The organism is Gordonia sp. NPDC003424 (genome assembly GCF_053588655.1).
The window spans coordinates 119,009-133,831 of record NZ_JBSFQJ010000003.1 but is presented as its reverse complement, the minus strand read 5'-3'; the positions used below and the strand labels follow the sequence as shown (position 1 = coordinate 133,831).

The following is a 14,823-nucleotide window of genomic DNA, read 5'->3' as shown; positions in this document are numbered from 1 at the left end:
ACTGCTCCGACTTCGCGACCGGTGGGCCGAAGTCCGCGTGCCTCAGGCATCGGTCCACTTCGCGTCGTCGCGGGCATGCTTCAACAACTCCACCAACGCGTCGATGTGCTCGGCCCGAGTCCGCCACGACGACACCGAGATCCGAAATGCCGGCTCACCGTCCCACATCGACGGCCCGAACCAGGTCTGCCCGCTCTCGAGAGCGCGCTTCCGGACGGCGACGGTCTGCTCGGGAGTGGACGCCCGCACCAGCACCTGATTCAGAACGACACGATTGAGCACGGTGAACCCGTTGTCCCGTAACCCTTCCGCCGCGTACCCGGCGAGCGCCACACACCGGTCCACGAGGTCCTCCACGCCGGAGGGCCCCAGCGTCCGCAACGCCGCCCACACACTGATACCCCGGGGGCGGCGCGACAGCTCGAGGGTCAGATTCTTCTGGGCGTCGGCATCACCGGACAGGTATGCCGTATCCGAGTTCATCGTCGACGAAAGTGCCTGTCCGTCACGCACGATCAGCATGGCAGCGTCGTACGGGGTGTTGAGCCACTTGTGCCCATCGGTGGTCCAGCTGTCGGCTGCCTCGACCCCGTCGGTGAGATGTCGATGTGTGCGGGAGGCGCGAGCCCACAGGCCGAATGCGCCGTCGACATGAACCCAGGCGCCGGCTCTCCGTGCGGCGGGGAGGATGTCGGCAAACGGGTCGAACTCCCCGGTGTTCACCTCGCCGGCCTGCAGGATGAGGATCGTGCGGTCATCCAGGAGCGGAACCGATTCCGCGCGCACGCGACCGTACTCGTCGACCGGCACCAGCTCGACGGTGTCGAGGCCGAACCCGAGAATCCGCACGGCCCGCACGATCGCGACGTGCGCCAGCTCCGACATCACCACCCGTACCCGCGGCGCACCGACCAACCCGCGCAGGTCCACATCCCAGCCCTGCCGGGCGAGCAGTTCGCGCCGCGCCGCGGTCAGGGCGACCACCGCGCCGCTCCCCGAGCTGGTGGTGAATCCGACGGCGGACGACCGGGGGAGATCGAGCACCTGCAGAGCCCAGCGGCCCGCCTGCTTCTCGACGACATGGGCGGCCGGTGAGTTGTCGAACGCCGGCGCGCACTGATCCCACGCCAGCACCAGGCGTTCGGCGGCCGCTGCGACCGGCAGCGTCGATCCGACGACGAACCCGAAGTAGCGCGGGTCGTTCGACGCGACGACGCCCGAACCGATCACCTCGTCGAGCATCGCGAGCGTGTCCGCGGGCGGATGTCCGTCGGCGATCAGCGGCTCGTCGACGCCGCGCAGTACTGCCAGCGCATCGGCGGACGGGAACACCGCCCGTGCGGGACCCCCGATGCCGGCAGTCCACTCGCGTGCCCGCCGGTCGGCGTCGGCAAGCAGATCGAGCTCGGCATCCACATCGTCGTCGGGGCGTGTCACATCCTCATTGTCGGACGTGTTCGGCCGTCGGTGCTCACAGTTCGTCGATCGACAGGAATCCGTCCTGAAGGGCGCGCGCGGCCAGCGACGCCTTGGTCCTCGCCCGGCGTCCGACCGCGGTGTACTTCGCGCGGATCCGGGTCAGGTGCGTGTTCACCGTGCCCATCGCGATGTGGAGCTCCTGAGTCACCAGGACCTTCGAGTCGAGGAGCAGCCACGTCCGCAGCACCTCGATCTCGCGCTGGGTGAGATCCGGGCGAATGAGGGGCGCGGCCGGAGACCCGGCTGCGGGCCCGATCGGGGTGACCGCGGCGAGAGGGGCCGGCGAAGTGACGCGACGATGCGGTGCCGGCCAGTGGTTCTCGTTCGGCTGCACCAGGTGGATGACCGTCGGGGTCGCATCGGTCGGGGGCAGAGGCATACGCCGGCGCGCCAGCTGAGCCAGTGCGGCATCGCGTCGCGCGGTCGCCGCCGACGCCTGCGCGTGGTCTGCGGGCATCGCGGCCCGATAAGTGGCGGGAACCGCGTGGGCGGACGCGGCGGACGGAAACTGCATGTCGGACGGGGAGACGGTCATGGTCGGCTCTCAAATCTGCGTCGGTGGCCCGCGGCGGGGCGCTGGTCGATCGGGACACCTCTGACGCTAGGAATCCGGGCGGCCGAGCGAACGCGTAGTCGACTACTCGAATCGGTCGTGGGAATGACGCAAGTGTGAGCGGTGTTACGATGGACAGCGTTTTCGATCATGAGTCGAAAACCTGCCTCGCCGGCACAGCCCCGCGCCGCGAGCAACATGCGTACAGGAGTGGCAGATGAGCATCACCAGCGATCGTCCGGCCGTCAGCGCCGCCCCGGGTCTCGTCGACGCGGTCTGGACCGACGGCCCCGGCGGCTACACCGGTGTGGAACCCACCCAGGAATGGGCCGACGAGGTGCGCCGACTCGCGCGCGCCCGCAACGCGACCCTGCTCGCGCACAACTATCAACTTCCGGCCATCCAGGACGTCGCCGACCATGTCGGTGACTCGCTGGCCCTGTCGCGGATCGCGGCCGAGGTCGACGCCGACGAGATCATCTTCTGCGGCGTGCACTTCATGGCCGAGACCGCCAAGATCCTCAGCCCGCAGAAGCGGGTGCTGATCCCGGATGCCCGCGCCGGCTGCTCGCTGGCCGACTCCATCACCGCCGACGAACTGCGGGAGTGGAAGGCCGAGTTCCCCGACGCCGTCGTCGTCTCCTACGTGAACACGACCGCCGAGGTCAAGGGCCTCACCGACATCTGCTGCACGTCGTCGAACGCCGTCGAGGTGGTCGCCTCCATCGATCCCGACCGCGAGGTGCTGTTCCTCCCGGACCAGTTCCTCGGCGCCCATGTGAAGCGCGAGACCGGCCGCGACAACATCCACATCTGGGCCGGCGAGTGCCACGTGCACGCCGGCATCAACGGTGACGAGCTCACCGCCCAGGCGCAGGCCCACCCGGACGCCGACCTGTTCATCCACCCCGAGTGCGGGTGCGCCACGTCGGCGCTGTATCTCGCGGGAGAGGGCGCGGTGCCCGACGACCGCGTCAAGATCCTCTCCACCGGCGGCATGCTCGACGCCGCCCGCACGACCGGAGCCAAGCAGGTGCTCGTCGCCACCGAGATCGGCATGCTGCACCAGCTGCGCAAGGCCGCGCCCGGCGTGGACTTCCAGGCCGTCAACGACCGCGCGTCGTGCCCCTACATGAAGATGATCACCCCGGCCGCGCTGCTGCGGTCGCTGCGCGAGGGTCGCGACGAGGTGTTCGTCGCCGACGACGTCGCCGAGCGCGCCCGCAAGAGCGTCGAGCGGATGATCGCCATCGGCAACCCGGGTTCTGGTGAGTGACGGGGTGACGGCTGGGTTCGTCGGCCAGTCGACCGCCGGCGGGCAGTTGGACCTCGTCGTCACCGATGAGGTCCGGGCGCTGATCCGCACTGCCCTCGACGAGGACCTGCGCTACGGCCCCGACGTCACCACCGCGGCCACCGTGCCCGCCGACGCCACCGTCGACGCCGCGATCGTCAGCCGTGCCCACGGCGTCATCGCCGGTGTGCCGGTGGCGCTGGCGGTGTTCGACGAGGTGATCGGGCGCGGTGCCTACGAGGTCGCCACGGTGATCGACGACGGCACCCGCGTCGCGCCCGGCGACGTGGTGCTCGCCGTCCACGCACCCACCGCCAAGCTGCTCACCGCCGAGCGCACCGCCCTGAATCTCTTGTGCCACCTGTCCGGGATCGCCACCGCGACCGCCCGCTGGGTCGATGCCGTCGACGGCACCGGCGCGAAGATCCGCGACTCGCGAAAGACGTTGCCCGGCATGCGTTATCTGCAGAAGTACGCGGTGCGCGCCGGTGGCGGGGTCAACCATCGGATGGGTCTCGGCGACGCCGCGCTGATCAAGGACAACCATGTCGCCGCGGCCGGGTCGGTCAGCGCCGCGCTGGAAGCCGTGCGTCAGGCCGCCCCGGACCTGCCCGTCGAGGTGGAGGTCGACTCGCTCGCCCAGCTCGACGAAGTGCTCGCGCTCGAGCCGCAACTCGTGCTGCTCGACAACTTCGAGCCGTGGGAGACCCAGATCGCGGTGCAGCGCCGCAATTCCCGCTCCCCCGGCACCAAGCTGGAGTCCTCGGGAGGACTGAGCCTGGAGCAGGCGCACGACTACGCGCGCACCGGCGTCGACTACTTGGCCGTCGGCGCGCTCACGCACAGCGTGACGGTGCTCGATCTCGGGTTGGATATCCCCGCGCCGTAAGGAGACGACGAGCCGAGTGCGTACGCTCGCGGTTCCTCCGCCCGGTTTGTGAAGACTCTCCGAATACTTTCGGGGAGTCTTCGCAAATTCGGGGGAAGAATCGCGCTGCACACCACTCACCCGAGCCGGATTCGAAACCCACTGGCGCCGCCACCTATCCTGAATGGGACACCCAGCCCCGACCAGGAGACACTCATGCTCGCCCGAACCGACCTGCGTGGTAGCACTCCGACGCTCTCCGAGTTGCGTCGTGCGCTGCCCCGTGGTGGCACCGACGTCAACGCCGTGCTCGACACGGTCGCACCGCTGGTCGACCACGTCGCGCATCGGGGAGCCGAGGCCGCCCTGGAGTACGGCGAGAAGTTCGACGGCGTGCAGCCGACGAGCGTCCGTGTCCCCGCCCAGGTGATCGCCGACGCCGCCGCGAAACTCGACCCGGCCGTGGCCGAGGCACTCAGAGAATCCATCACCCGCGCCCGCAAGGTCCACGCCGACCAGCGCCGCGAGACCAGCCGCACCCAGGTCGTCGACGGCGGTGTCGTCAGCGAGAAGTGGATCCCGGTCCGCCGCGTCGGCCTCTACGTGCCGGGCGGCAACGCCGTGTACCCGTCGAGCGTCATCATGAACGTCGTGCCGGCCCAGGAGGCCGGCGTCGGATCGCTCGTCGTCGCGTCCCCGCCGCAGAAGGACTTCGGCGGCTGGCCGCATCCGACCATCCTCGCCGCCTGCTCACTGCTCGGTGTCGACGAGGTGTGGGCGGTCGGTGGCGCGCAGGGTGTCGCGCTGCTCGCCTACGGCGGTGTGGATACCGACAACGGCGTCCTCGACCCCGTCGACCTCGTCACCGGCCCCGGCAACATCTACGTCACCGCCGCCAAGCGACTCTGCCGCAGCGTGGTCGGCATCGACTCCGAGGCCGGACCCACGGAGATCGCGATCCTCGCCGACGACTCCGCCGACCCCGGCATCCTCGCCTCCGACCTCATCAGCCAGGCCGAACACGACGTCCTCGCCGCGTCGGTCCTCGTCACCGACAGCGCCGAACTCGCCGACGCCGTCGACATCGCGCTCGACGTCCAGGTCGCCGCCACCAAGCACCGCGAACGGGTCACCACCGCGCTGAGTGGCAAACAGTCCGGCATCGTCCTCGTCGACGATCTCGAAGCGGGCCTCGCCGTGGTCGACGCCTACGCCGCCGAGCACCTCGAGATCCAGACCCGCGATGCCGCCGCGGTCGCCGATCGGGTGCACAACGCCGGCGCGATCTTCGTGGGCCCGTACGCGCCTGTGTCCCTTGGTGATTACTGCGCCGGCTCCAACCACGTGCTCCCGACGTCGGGTTCGGCCCGCTTCGCGTCGGGCCTCTCGGTGCAGACCTTCCTCAAGGGCGTCCACCTCATCGACTACGACGAGGCCGCGTTGCGTGAGGTCGCCGACAAGGTCGTCACGCTCGCCGACGCCGAGGACCTGCCCGGCCACGGCGACGCGATCAAGCAGCGCTTCGTCGGAGGCGGGCAGCGGTGAGCGCACCCGACAAGGTGGCGGTCCCCGGCGCACGGACGACCATCGACGAGCTACCCCTGCGCGACAACCTGCGCGGCAAGAGTGCCTACGGCGCACCGCAACTCGAGGTTCCGGTGGTCCTCAACACCAACGAGAACCCCCACCCTCCGTCGACCGCGCTGATCGACGACGTCGCCGACTCGGTCCGCGCCGCCGCAGCCACGTTGCACCGCTACCCGGACCGCGACGCCGTCGCCCTGCGCACCGATCTCGCCCAATACCTCTCGCGCGACACCGGAGTCGCACTGAGCGTGGACAACGTATGGGCCGCCAACGGGTCCAACGAGATCCTCCAGCAACTGCTGCAGGCCTTCGGCGGACCCGGCCGCTCGGCGATCGGCTTCGTGCCGTCGTACTCGATGCACCCGATCATCTCCGACGGCACCGACACCACCTGGCTGCAGGCGCCGCGGGCCTCGGACTTCTCCCTCGACATCGACTACGTCATCGCCGAGGTCACCAATCGCCGGCCCGACGTCGTGTTCATCACGTCGCCGAACAATCCCACCGGCGGATCGATCGAGCTCGACGACCTGCGCCGCATCATCGAGGCGGCACCGGGCATCGTGATCGTCGACGAGGCCTACGCCGAGTTCTCCGCACGCCAGAGCGCGACCGAACTGATCGACGCATACCCGGCGAAGGTCGTCGTGAGCCGCACCATGAGCAAGGCCTTCGCCTTCGCCGGCGGGCGGCTCGGTTACCTGGCGGCCGCACCCGCGATCATCGAGGCGCTGCTGCTGGTGCGTCTGCCGTATCACCTCTCGGTGCTCACCCAGGCCGCCGCACGCGCCGCGCTGCGGCACAGCGACGACACCCTCGCCGGCGTCGCCAAGATCATCGCCGAACGCACGCGCGTGGCCGCCGAACTGACCGCGCTGGGCTTCCACGTCGTCGACTCCGACGCCAACTTCCTGCTGTTCGGCAACTTCACCAACGCCCCGGCGTCCTGGCAGCGCTACCTCGACCACGGTGTGCTGATCCGCGACGTCGGCATCGCCGGCCACCTGCGGGTCACCATCGGCCTGGCCGCCGAGAACGACGCCTTCCTCGACGTGAGCCGACAGCTCGCCACCACAGATCTGGAGAAGTGACCACGTGACCACCGCACGTCAGCCGCGCATCGCCCGCGTGGAGCGGACCACCCGCGAATCGTCGATCACCGTCGAACTCAACCTCGACGGCACCGGCGTCACCGACATCTCGACCGGCATCGCGTTCTTCGATCACATGCTCACCGCCTTCGGCCAGCACGGCAGCTTCGACCTGACCGTGCACGCCAAAGGTGACGTCGAGGTCGAGGGACACCACACCATCGAGGACACCGCCATCGTCCTCGGTCAGGCCCTCGGCCAGGCGCTCGGGGACAAGAAGGGCATCCGCCGGTTCGGCGACTGCTTCATCCCGATGGACGAGACCCTCGCGCACGCCGCCGTCGACGTGTCCGGCCGGCCGTACTGCGTCCACACCGGTGAACCCGAGCACCTGCTCACCGCGGTCATCGGCGGCTACCCCGGTGTCCCGTACTCCACGGTCATCAACCGGCATGTCTTCGAGGCGCTCGCCATGAACGCGCGCATCGCGCTGCACGTGCGCGTGCTCTACGGGCGGGACCAGCACCACATCACCGAGGCCGAGTTCAAGGCGGTCGCCCGTGCCCTGCGCGCCGCGACCGAGGACGACCCACGGGTCAGTGGCGTGCCGTCCACCAAGGGCGCGCTGTGACTCCGCTTCGTCGGTCGAGCTCCGTTCGTCGGTCGAGCTCCGTTCGTCGGTCGGGCTCCCTTCGCTGGTCGAGTAGCCCGCGAGGAACGAGCGAGCGTATCGAGACCACCTCGCGTGGCTTGAATGGATGCGCGCGATGAAACCGGCAGTCACCGTCCTCGACTACGGCTCCGGCAACCTGCGGTCCGCGCAGCGGGCACTCGAACGGGCCGGCGCCGAGGTGACCGTCACCCACGACCCCGACCTCGCCGTCAATTGCGACGGCCTCGTCGTCCCCGGAGTCGGTGCATTCGCCGCCTGCATGGAAGGACTGCGGGCGGTCAAGGGCGAACGGATCATCGGCAAGCGACTGGCCGGTGGACGACCCGTGCTCGGCATCTGCGTCGGCATGCAGATCCTGTTCGAGCGCGGCGTCGAGTTCGGGGTCCAGGCCGACGGCTGTGGCGAGTGGCCTGGATCGGTCACCCAACTGCCGGCCCGGGTGCTGCCCCACATGGGCTGGAATACCGTTGAGGCGGCAGCGAATTCGGTGCTCTTCCGCGGACTCGACGCCGACACGCGCTTCTACTTCGTGCACTCCTACGCCGCGCAGAGCTGGGACATGGACCACGAGGGCACCGCGCTGCGGGCCCCGGCCCTCACCTGGGCCGAACACGGCGGCAAGTTCCTGGCGGCCGTGGAGAACGGGGCGCTCTCGGCGACGCAGTTCCATCCGGAGAAGTCCGGCGACGCCGGCGCCCACCTGCTGCGCAACTGGGTGGAGGCGCTGTCATGAGCATCGACAAGGGCCGGATGTCGGCACCCCGATTCTCCTTCGCCAGACTCGTCACGTTCTCCCTCGGCGCGGGCACGCTCGTCCTGCTCGTATCGGTGCCCATCATCCTGCTGTGCGCGCGCTGGAGCCCGATCGCCGGTCTCGTCGCCGCACTCATCGCGGTGCTCGTGATGATCGGGGTCATCGGCGCCGTCTCCCGACGGATGATCGCCGCCGCCGAACAGGAGATCCTCGCCGAACAAGCCGGCGCCGAACCCACCACGACAGACAGGAACACTCCCACCGATGGGTAACACCCTTGAACTCCTTCCCGCCGTCGACGTCGCCGACGGGCAGGCCGTGCGCCTCGTGCAAGGTGCCGCGGGCAGCGAAACCTCGTACGGCTCACCGCGTGAGGCGGCGCTCGCCTGGCAGACCGACGGCGCGGAGTGGATTCACCTCGTCGACCTCGACGCCGCCTTCGGTCGCGGCAACAACCGGGAACTCCTCGCCGCGGTCGTCGGCGAACTCGACGTGAAAGTCGAACTGTCCGGCGGGATCCGCGACGACGATTCGCTCGACGCCGCGCTCGGCACCGGCTGCACCCGCGTCAACCTCGGCACCGCGGCGCTGGAGAACCCGGAGTGGTGTGCCCGCGCCATCGACCGCCACGGCGACAAGATCGCCGTCGGCCTCGACGTCATCCGCGAGGGCGAGTCCTACCGGCTGCGCGGACGTGGCTGGGTGACCGACGGCGGCGACCTGTGGGAGGTGCTCGAACGCCTCGACCGCGACGGCTGCGCCCGCTACGTCGTCACCGACGTCTCCAAGGACGGCACCCTGGCAGGCCCGAACCTCGAGTTGCTGGCCGAGGTCGCCGCCGCCACCTCGGCACCGATCGTCGCCTCCGGCGGGGTGTCGGCCCTCGACGACCTCGTCGCCATCTCGGGACTCACCGACCGTGGCGTGGAGGGCGCGATCGTCGGAAAGGCGCTCTACGCCGGACGATTCACGCTGCCGCAAGCCCTCGCCGCGGTGTCGGGCAACTGATCAGGGACCCGATGACGATCACCTCGACGCTGGACTTCCCCCGGTTGCTGCACACCGCGGGTGAGGTCCTCGACGCGAGCGTCGACGAGTTCATCGCCGGCGTCGGCGCACCCAGCGCCGTGGTCAAGAGCGCCACCGACTTCGCCACCCAGGTCGACCTCGACCTCGAGCGGCGCATCGCCGCCGAACTCGCCGAGCGCACCCAGATCCCGGTGCACGGCGAAGAGTTCGGCGGCCCGCCGGTGGGCCAGGGAGTTGTCTGGGTACTCGACCCGATCGACGGCACCTACAACTACTCGACCGGGATGCCGCTCACCGGCATCCTCCTCGGCCTGCTCGTCGACGGCGCACCGACACTCGGCCTGACCTGGCTGCCGCTGCAGAACCGCCGGTACGCCGCCCACGTGGACGGCCCGCTGCTCGTCGACGGCAACCCGGTCGACAATCTCCGCACCAGACGTCTCGCGACCTCGGTCGTCGCCTACGGTCCCTTCAACGCGTCACACGGCGGCCGGTACCCGGGCAGTGTCCGGGCCGACGTCATCCGGGCGCTCAGCGCGAAGGTGGCACGGATGCGCATGACCGGCAGCACCGGCGTCGACCTCGCCTACACCGCCTCCGGAATCTTCGGTGGCGCAGTGATCTTCGGCCGCCATGCGTGGGACAACGCCGGCGGCGCCGCGCTCGTGCGAGCGGCCGGGGGAGTGGTCACCGACCTCGGCGGCACCCCGTGGACGACATCGTCGACCTCGGTGGTCGCCGCCGCACCGGGCCTGCACGACGAGCTGATGGCGATCATCGCGGAGTCGTCGGCCGGCGAGTTCGCCACGCGCCCAGAAGAATCGGGAGGAAACCCATGACGGTCGCGGTACGCGTCATCCCCTGCCTGGATGTGGACGACGGACGGGTGGTCAAGGGCGTCAACTTCCAGAACCTGCGCGACGCCGGCGATCCCGTGGAACTCGCCGCCCGCTACGACGCCGAGGGGGCCGACGAGCTGACCTTCCTCGACGTCACCGCGTCGAGCTCCGGCCGGTCGACGATGATCGACGTGGTCAAGCGCACCGCCGACCAGATCTTCATCCCACTCACCGTCGGCGGCGGCATCCGCACCGTCGACGACGTCGACACCATGCTGCGCGCCGGTGCCGACAAGGTCAGCGTCAACACCGCGGCCATCGCGAGGCCCGAGGTCCTCGACGAGATGAGTCGCCGGTTCGGCTCGCAGTGCATCGTGCTGTCCGTCGACGCCCGGACCGTGCCCGAGGGCTCGGCGCCGACGCCGTCCGGCTGGGAGGTCACCACCCACGGCGGACGCCGGGGAACCGGCATCGACGCCGTCGAATGGGCAAGGCGCGGGCAGGATCTCGGTGTCGGGGAGATCCTGCTGAACTCGATGGACGCCGACGGCACCAAGCAGGGATTCGATCTGCGGATGCTGGCCGCGGTCCGTGCGGAGGTGCACGTGCCGGTGATCGCCAGCGGCGGCGCGGGGAAGATCGAGGACTTCGCACCCGCGGTGGCCGCCGGCGCCGACGCGGTGCTCGCCGCGACCGTCTTCCACTTCGGTGAACTGACCATCCCCGACGTCAAGGCGGCGATGGCCGCCGACGGGATCATCGTGCGCACCGAACGCGACACCGAAGCGAGGATCTGACGATGGCGCTCGATCCCGACATCGCGGCGCGACTCAAACGCAACGACGACGGCCTGTTCACCGCGGTCGCACAGGAACGCGGCACCGGAACCGTGCTGATGGTCGCGTGGATGGACGACACCGCGCTTGAACGCACCCTGGACACCCGGCGTGCCACCTACTGGTCGCGGTCGCGGCAGGAGTACTGGGTGAAGGGCGACACCAGCGGCCACACCCAGTACGTGCACGACGTCCGCCTCGACTGCGACGGCGACACGGTGCTGCTCGTCGTCGACCAGGTCGGCGCGGCCTGCCACACCGGCAACCACAGCTGTTTCGACACGCCGTCGCTGCCCCTGGCCGGAGGGGGAGGATGAACGCAGCGCGATGGGGGAGAATGAACGCATCACACCAGAAAGGCGGGCCAGGTCGATGCCACTGATCCAGATCTCCCAGACTCCCGGTCTCTCCGACCGCGTCAAGCGGGAGACCATCGCCGCGGTCACCGAGGCCTATGCCAAGGCCACCGGCAAGAATCCGGACTCGGTGTGGGTCACCATCACCGAGGTGCCGCGGACCCAGTGGGGCGTCGGCGGCGAGCCCCTCGGATGACGACGACACTGGCCGAGTTCCTCGACCTCGCCGCCGACCACCGCGTGGTGCCGGTGACCCGAAAGGTGCTGGCCGACTCCGAGACCCCGCTCTCGGCGTATCGCAAGCTCGCGGGTGACCGGGAGGGCACCTTCCTGCTCGAGTCGGCGGAGAACGGCCGGTCGTGGTCGCGGTGGTCGTTCATCGGTGCCAATTCGCCATCGGCGCTGACCGTCGTCGACGGTGAGGCCCGCTGGTGGGGCGAGGTCCCCAACGGTGCACCGCAGGGCGGTGATCCCCTGGACGCGCTCGCCGAGTCACTGCGCCTGCTCGCGACCGACCCCTTCCCGGACATGCCGCCGCTCACCGGCGGCTTCGTCGGCTTCTTCGCCTACGACATGGTGCGGCGCCTGGAACGTCTCCCCGACACCACCGTCGACGACCTCGGACTGCCGGACATGATGATGCTGCTGGCCACCGATCTGGCCGCCGTCGATCACCACGAGGGCACGATCACGCTGATCGCCAACGCGGTCAACTGGGACGGATCGTCGGAGCGGGCCGAGCAGGCCTACGCCGACGCCGTCGCCCGCCTGGACCGGATGACCGCGGCGCTGGCCGCGCCGGCGACGTCGACGGTGTCGACCTTCGATCACCCCGCCCCCGAGTTCGGCGCGCAGCGCACACTCGCCGAGTACGGCGAGATCGTCACCGCCCTGGTCGCCGACATCGAGGCCGGCGAGGCCTTCCAGGTGGTGCCGTCGCAACGGTTCGAGATGGTCACCGACGCCGACCCGATCGACGTCTACCGGGTTCTGCGGGCGTCGAATCCGAGTCCGTACATGTACCTGCTGCGTATGCCGGGAGCAGCTGGCGGGGATGGCTTCACGATCGTCGGCTCGAGTCCGGAGGCGCTGGTCACCGTCACCGATCGGATCGCCACCACCCACCCGATCGCGGGCACCCGCTGGCGTGGCAAGACCGAGGAGGAGGACCTCCTGCTCGGCAAGGACCTGGTGGAGGACGAGAAGGAAAACGCCGAACACCTGATGCTCGTCGACCTCGGCCGCAACGATCTGGGCCGCGTCTGCAAACCGGGCACGGTCAAGGTGAGCGACTATCGGCACGTCGAGCGCTACAGCCATGTCATGCACCTGGTCTCGACGGTGTCCGGCACGCTGCGCGACGACCGGCACGCGCTGGACGCGGTGACCGCGTGCTTCCCGGCCGGCACCCTGACCGGCGCCCCCAAGGTGCGGGCGATGGAACTCATCGACGAGCACGAACTCACCCGGCGCGGCACGTACGGCGGCATCGTCGGCTACCTCGATTTCGCCGGCGACGCCGACACCGCGATCGCCATCCGCACCACCCTCATGAAAGACGGCAAGGCATACGTCCAGGCCGGTGGCGGGGTCGTCGCCGACAGCGAACCCGAATACGAGTACAACGAGGCCCGCAACAAGGCGAGCGCGGTACTGAACGCGGTCGCCGCGGCCGGCACCATGCGCCGGGTGGGTGCCGAGGTCCCGGAAGCGGGCGGGTCCGCGTGACCGAGCCCGAACCGAGCCCACAACCCGCCGAACCGACCCCGTCGGGGTCGCGACTGTCCGCCGTCGATCCCGAAACCGCCACCAAGTCGTTCCTGCGGCGTCGCAAGGTCCTCGCCGCGGTGCTGCTCGCCGTCGCGGCGCTCGCGTTCTGGTCGGCATCGCGGCTGGTGTGGTGCACCGTCCTGGCCGCCGACGGCCTCGCGCCGCCCCGCGACTTCACGGTCCACGGTTCGGATTGGAGTCCCTGGCTGACACCGCTGGCGCTGGTCCTGCTGGCGGCCATCCTCGCGGCGTTCTCGTTGCGGGGCTGGGGTTTACGCATCGTCGCGGTGCTCGTCGCGGTAGGCGGCGTGTTGGCGGCGGTGCCCGCGATCTCGTTGCTGACCAGCGGCGCGAACTCGGACTACGCGGCGCGCGCGGCCGACCTGCCGGGACGCTTCCAGGTTCTGCTGATCACCACCAACCCGTGGGCGGCGCTCGTGGTGCTCGTCGGATCGGTGTGTGCCGTCACGGCCGCAGTGCTCCTGATGCGGGTCGCCGGCGGGGCGGGCATGTCGTCGAAGTACACGACCCCGGCCGCCCGGCGCGACGAACTCGAACGGCAGATCTTCGCCGAGCACGAGCAGCGCAAGCGCGCCGAAGCGGCCGGCGGGACCGACGCCGCGGAGGCCGAAAAGGCCGGCAACGGTAACACCGGGACACCGGCCAACGAACGCATGATGTGGGATGCGCTCGACACCGGGATCGACCCGACCGAACCCGGCGACGACGATCGTTGAGCGGCCAACCCGGCGTCGGGCCGGTTCACACGCCGGTCTACCCTGGGAACACACGTAACACTGGAAAGGGGGCTCACGGGTCGTGAGTACGCCGACTGTCCTCGATTCCATCATCGAAGGAGTGAAGGCCGACGTCGCCGCGCGCGAAGCCGTGGTCGACTACGCGGCGGTCAAGGCGGCGTCCGCGAAGGCCCCCGAGCCCAAGGACGCGATGGCTGCCCTGCGCCTGCCGGGCATCGGCGTCATCGCCGAAGTGAAGCGTGCGAGCCCCTCCAAGGGCGACCTCGCCAACATCCCCGACCCCGCCTATCTGGCGAGCGCGTATGAGGCCGGTGGCGCACGCATCATCAGTGTCCTCACCGAGCAGCGACGCTTCCGCGGCTCGCTGGCCGACCTCGACGCGGTGCGCGCCGCCGTCAGCATTCCGGTGCTGCGCAAGGACTTCATCGTCGGTCCGTATCAGATCCACGAGGCGCGGGCACACGGTGCCGACGTCATCCTGCTGATCGTCGCGGCACTCGAACAGAACGTCCTCGCCTCCCTCCTCGACCGCACCGAGAGCCTCGGCATGACCGCGCTCGTCGAGGTGCACACCGAGGAAGAGGCCGACCGCGCACTCGAGGCCGGCGCGTCGGTGGTGGGCGTGAACGCGAGGAACCTGAAGACCCTCGAGGTCGACCGCAGCTGCTTCTCCCGCATCGCTCCCGGACTGCCCACCAAGGTGATCCGGATCGCCGAGTCCGGCGTCCGCGGTACGGCGGATCTGCTCGCGTACGCGGGTGCCGGGGCCGATGCCGTGCTGGTCGGGGAGGGCCTGGTCACCAGCGGTGACCCGCGTGCGGCCGTGTCCGAGCTGGTGACCGCGGGTACCCACCCCTCCTGCCCGAAACCGGTTCGCTGACGGCACTTCTGGGCCGTGCGCGCAACCGCCGATGACTGATGAGAAGGCCGTGACCG

Annotated in this window: 17 protein-coding genes; 15 read left to right on the top strand and 2 right to left on the bottom strand. The window is 69.8% G+C overall.

Annotation, left to right across the window (positions count from 1 at the left end):
• Window positions 1-42 precede the first annotated feature (42 nt).
• Both ACWDTI_RS05705 and ACWDTI_RS05700 read right to left on the bottom strand, forming a co-directional pair.
• Window positions 43-1,437 carry a pyridoxal phosphate-dependent decarboxylase family protein gene (locus ACWDTI_RS05705; protein WP_449737075.1) on the bottom strand — a complete coding sequence of 465 codons (1,395 nt, stop codon included), beginning with the start codon at window positions 1,435-1,437 and terminating at the stop codon, window positions 43-45.
• Between the two features lie 34 nt (window positions 1,438-1,471).
• Window positions 1,472-2,014, bottom strand: coding sequence for a LuxR C-terminal-related transcriptional regulator (locus ACWDTI_RS05700; RefSeq protein ID WP_449737074.1), 543 nt, complete (start codon window positions 2,012-2,014; stop codon window positions 1,472-1,474).
• Window positions 2,015-2,249: 235 nt separating this feature from the next.
• Between ACWDTI_RS05700 and nadA the strand changes: the two genes are divergently transcribed.
• The 15 genes from nadA to trpC all read left to right on the top strand — a co-directional run bounded on the left by nadA (window position 2,250) and on the right by trpC (window position 14,767).
• A complete protein-coding gene (nadA, locus tag ACWDTI_RS05695; RefSeq protein WP_449737073.1) occupies window positions 2,250-3,308 on the top strand; it encodes a quinolinate synthase NadA in 1,059 nt (352 codons plus the stop codon).
• 4 nt (window positions 3,309-3,312) lie between these two features.
• On the top strand, window positions 3,313-4,215 hold the full coding sequence (gene nadC / locus ACWDTI_RS05690; protein ID WP_449737408.1) for a carboxylating nicotinate-nucleotide diphosphorylase: 903 nt from the start codon (window positions 3,313-3,315) through the stop codon (window positions 4,213-4,215).
• A 195-nt stretch (window positions 4,216-4,410) separates the two neighbouring features.
• On the top strand, window positions 4,411-5,739 hold the full coding sequence (gene hisD / locus ACWDTI_RS05685) for a histidinol dehydrogenase (RefSeq protein WP_449737072.1): 1,329 nt from the start codon (window positions 4,411-4,413) through the stop codon (window positions 5,737-5,739).
• On the top strand, window positions 5,736-6,872 hold the full coding sequence (locus tag ACWDTI_RS05680; protein WP_449737071.1) for a histidinol-phosphate transaminase: 1,137 nt from the start codon (window positions 5,736-5,738) through the stop codon (window positions 6,870-6,872). The genes hisD and ACWDTI_RS05680 overlap by 4 nt, the downstream gene beginning before the upstream one ends.
• A gap of 4 nt (window positions 6,873-6,876) precedes the next feature.
• Window positions 6,877-7,503 carry an imidazoleglycerol-phosphate dehydratase HisB gene (hisB, locus tag ACWDTI_RS05675; protein WP_449737070.1) on the top strand — a complete coding sequence of 209 codons (627 nt, stop codon included), beginning with the start codon at window positions 6,877-6,879 and terminating at the stop codon, window positions 7,501-7,503.
• Window positions 7,504-7,639: 136 nt separating this feature from the next.
• Window positions 7,640-8,278 carry an imidazole glycerol phosphate synthase subunit HisH gene (gene hisH / locus ACWDTI_RS05670; RefSeq protein ID WP_449737069.1) on the top strand — a complete coding sequence of 213 codons (639 nt, stop codon included), beginning with the start codon at window positions 7,640-7,642 and terminating at the stop codon, window positions 8,276-8,278.
• Window positions 8,275-8,571: a hypothetical protein gene (locus ACWDTI_RS05665; protein ID WP_449737068.1), complete on the top strand. Its 297-nt coding sequence runs from the start codon at window positions 8,275-8,277 to the stop codon at window positions 8,569-8,571. Before hisH ends, ACWDTI_RS05665 begins: the two co-directional genes overlap by 4 nt.
• Window positions 8,564-9,307 (top strand): bifunctional 1-(5-phosphoribosyl)-5-((5-phosphoribosylamino)methylideneamino)imidazole-4-carboxamide isomerase/phosphoribosylanthranilate isomerase PriA, encoded by a 744-nt coding sequence (gene priA / locus ACWDTI_RS05660; protein WP_449737067.1) that lies wholly within the window; start codon window positions 8,564-8,566, stop codon window positions 9,305-9,307. Before ACWDTI_RS05665 ends, priA begins: the two co-directional genes overlap by 8 nt.
• Window positions 9,308-9,318: 11 nt before the next feature.
• Window positions 9,319-10,167, top strand: a complete 849-nt coding sequence (locus tag ACWDTI_RS05655; RefSeq protein WP_449737066.1) for an inositol monophosphatase family protein — start codon at window positions 9,319-9,321, stop codon at window positions 10,165-10,167.
• A complete protein-coding gene (hisF, locus tag ACWDTI_RS05650; RefSeq protein ID WP_449737065.1) occupies window positions 10,164-10,964 on the top strand; it encodes an imidazole glycerol phosphate synthase subunit HisF in 801 nt (266 codons plus the stop codon). The genes ACWDTI_RS05655 and hisF overlap by 4 nt, the downstream gene beginning before the upstream one ends.
• Before the next feature lie 2 nt (window positions 10,965-10,966).
• Entirely contained in the window at window positions 10,967-11,320 is a 354-nt protein-coding gene (gene hisI / locus ACWDTI_RS05645) for a phosphoribosyl-AMP cyclohydrolase (RefSeq protein ID WP_449737064.1), read from the top strand.
• A 55-nt stretch (window positions 11,321-11,375) separates the two neighbouring features.
• Window positions 11,376-11,555 carry a tautomerase family protein gene (locus ACWDTI_RS05640; protein ID WP_005196179.1) on the top strand — a complete coding sequence of 60 codons (180 nt, stop codon included), beginning with the start codon at window positions 11,376-11,378 and terminating at the stop codon, window positions 11,553-11,555.
• Window positions 11,552-13,087, top strand: coding sequence for an anthranilate synthase component I (locus tag ACWDTI_RS05635; protein WP_449737063.1), 1,536 nt, complete (start codon window positions 11,552-11,554; stop codon window positions 13,085-13,087). The genes ACWDTI_RS05640 and ACWDTI_RS05635 overlap by 4 nt, the downstream gene beginning before the upstream one ends.
• Window positions 13,084-13,866, top strand: coding sequence for a TIGR02234 family membrane protein (locus tag ACWDTI_RS05630; RefSeq protein ID WP_449737062.1), 783 nt, complete (start codon window positions 13,084-13,086; stop codon window positions 13,864-13,866). Before ACWDTI_RS05635 ends, ACWDTI_RS05630 begins: the two co-directional genes overlap by 4 nt.
• Window positions 13,867-13,948: 82 nt before the next feature.
• Window positions 13,949-14,767, top strand: coding sequence for an indole-3-glycerol phosphate synthase TrpC (trpC, locus tag ACWDTI_RS05625; RefSeq protein WP_449737061.1), 819 nt, complete (start codon window positions 13,949-13,951; stop codon window positions 14,765-14,767).
• Window positions 14,768-14,823 lie beyond the last annotated feature (56 nt).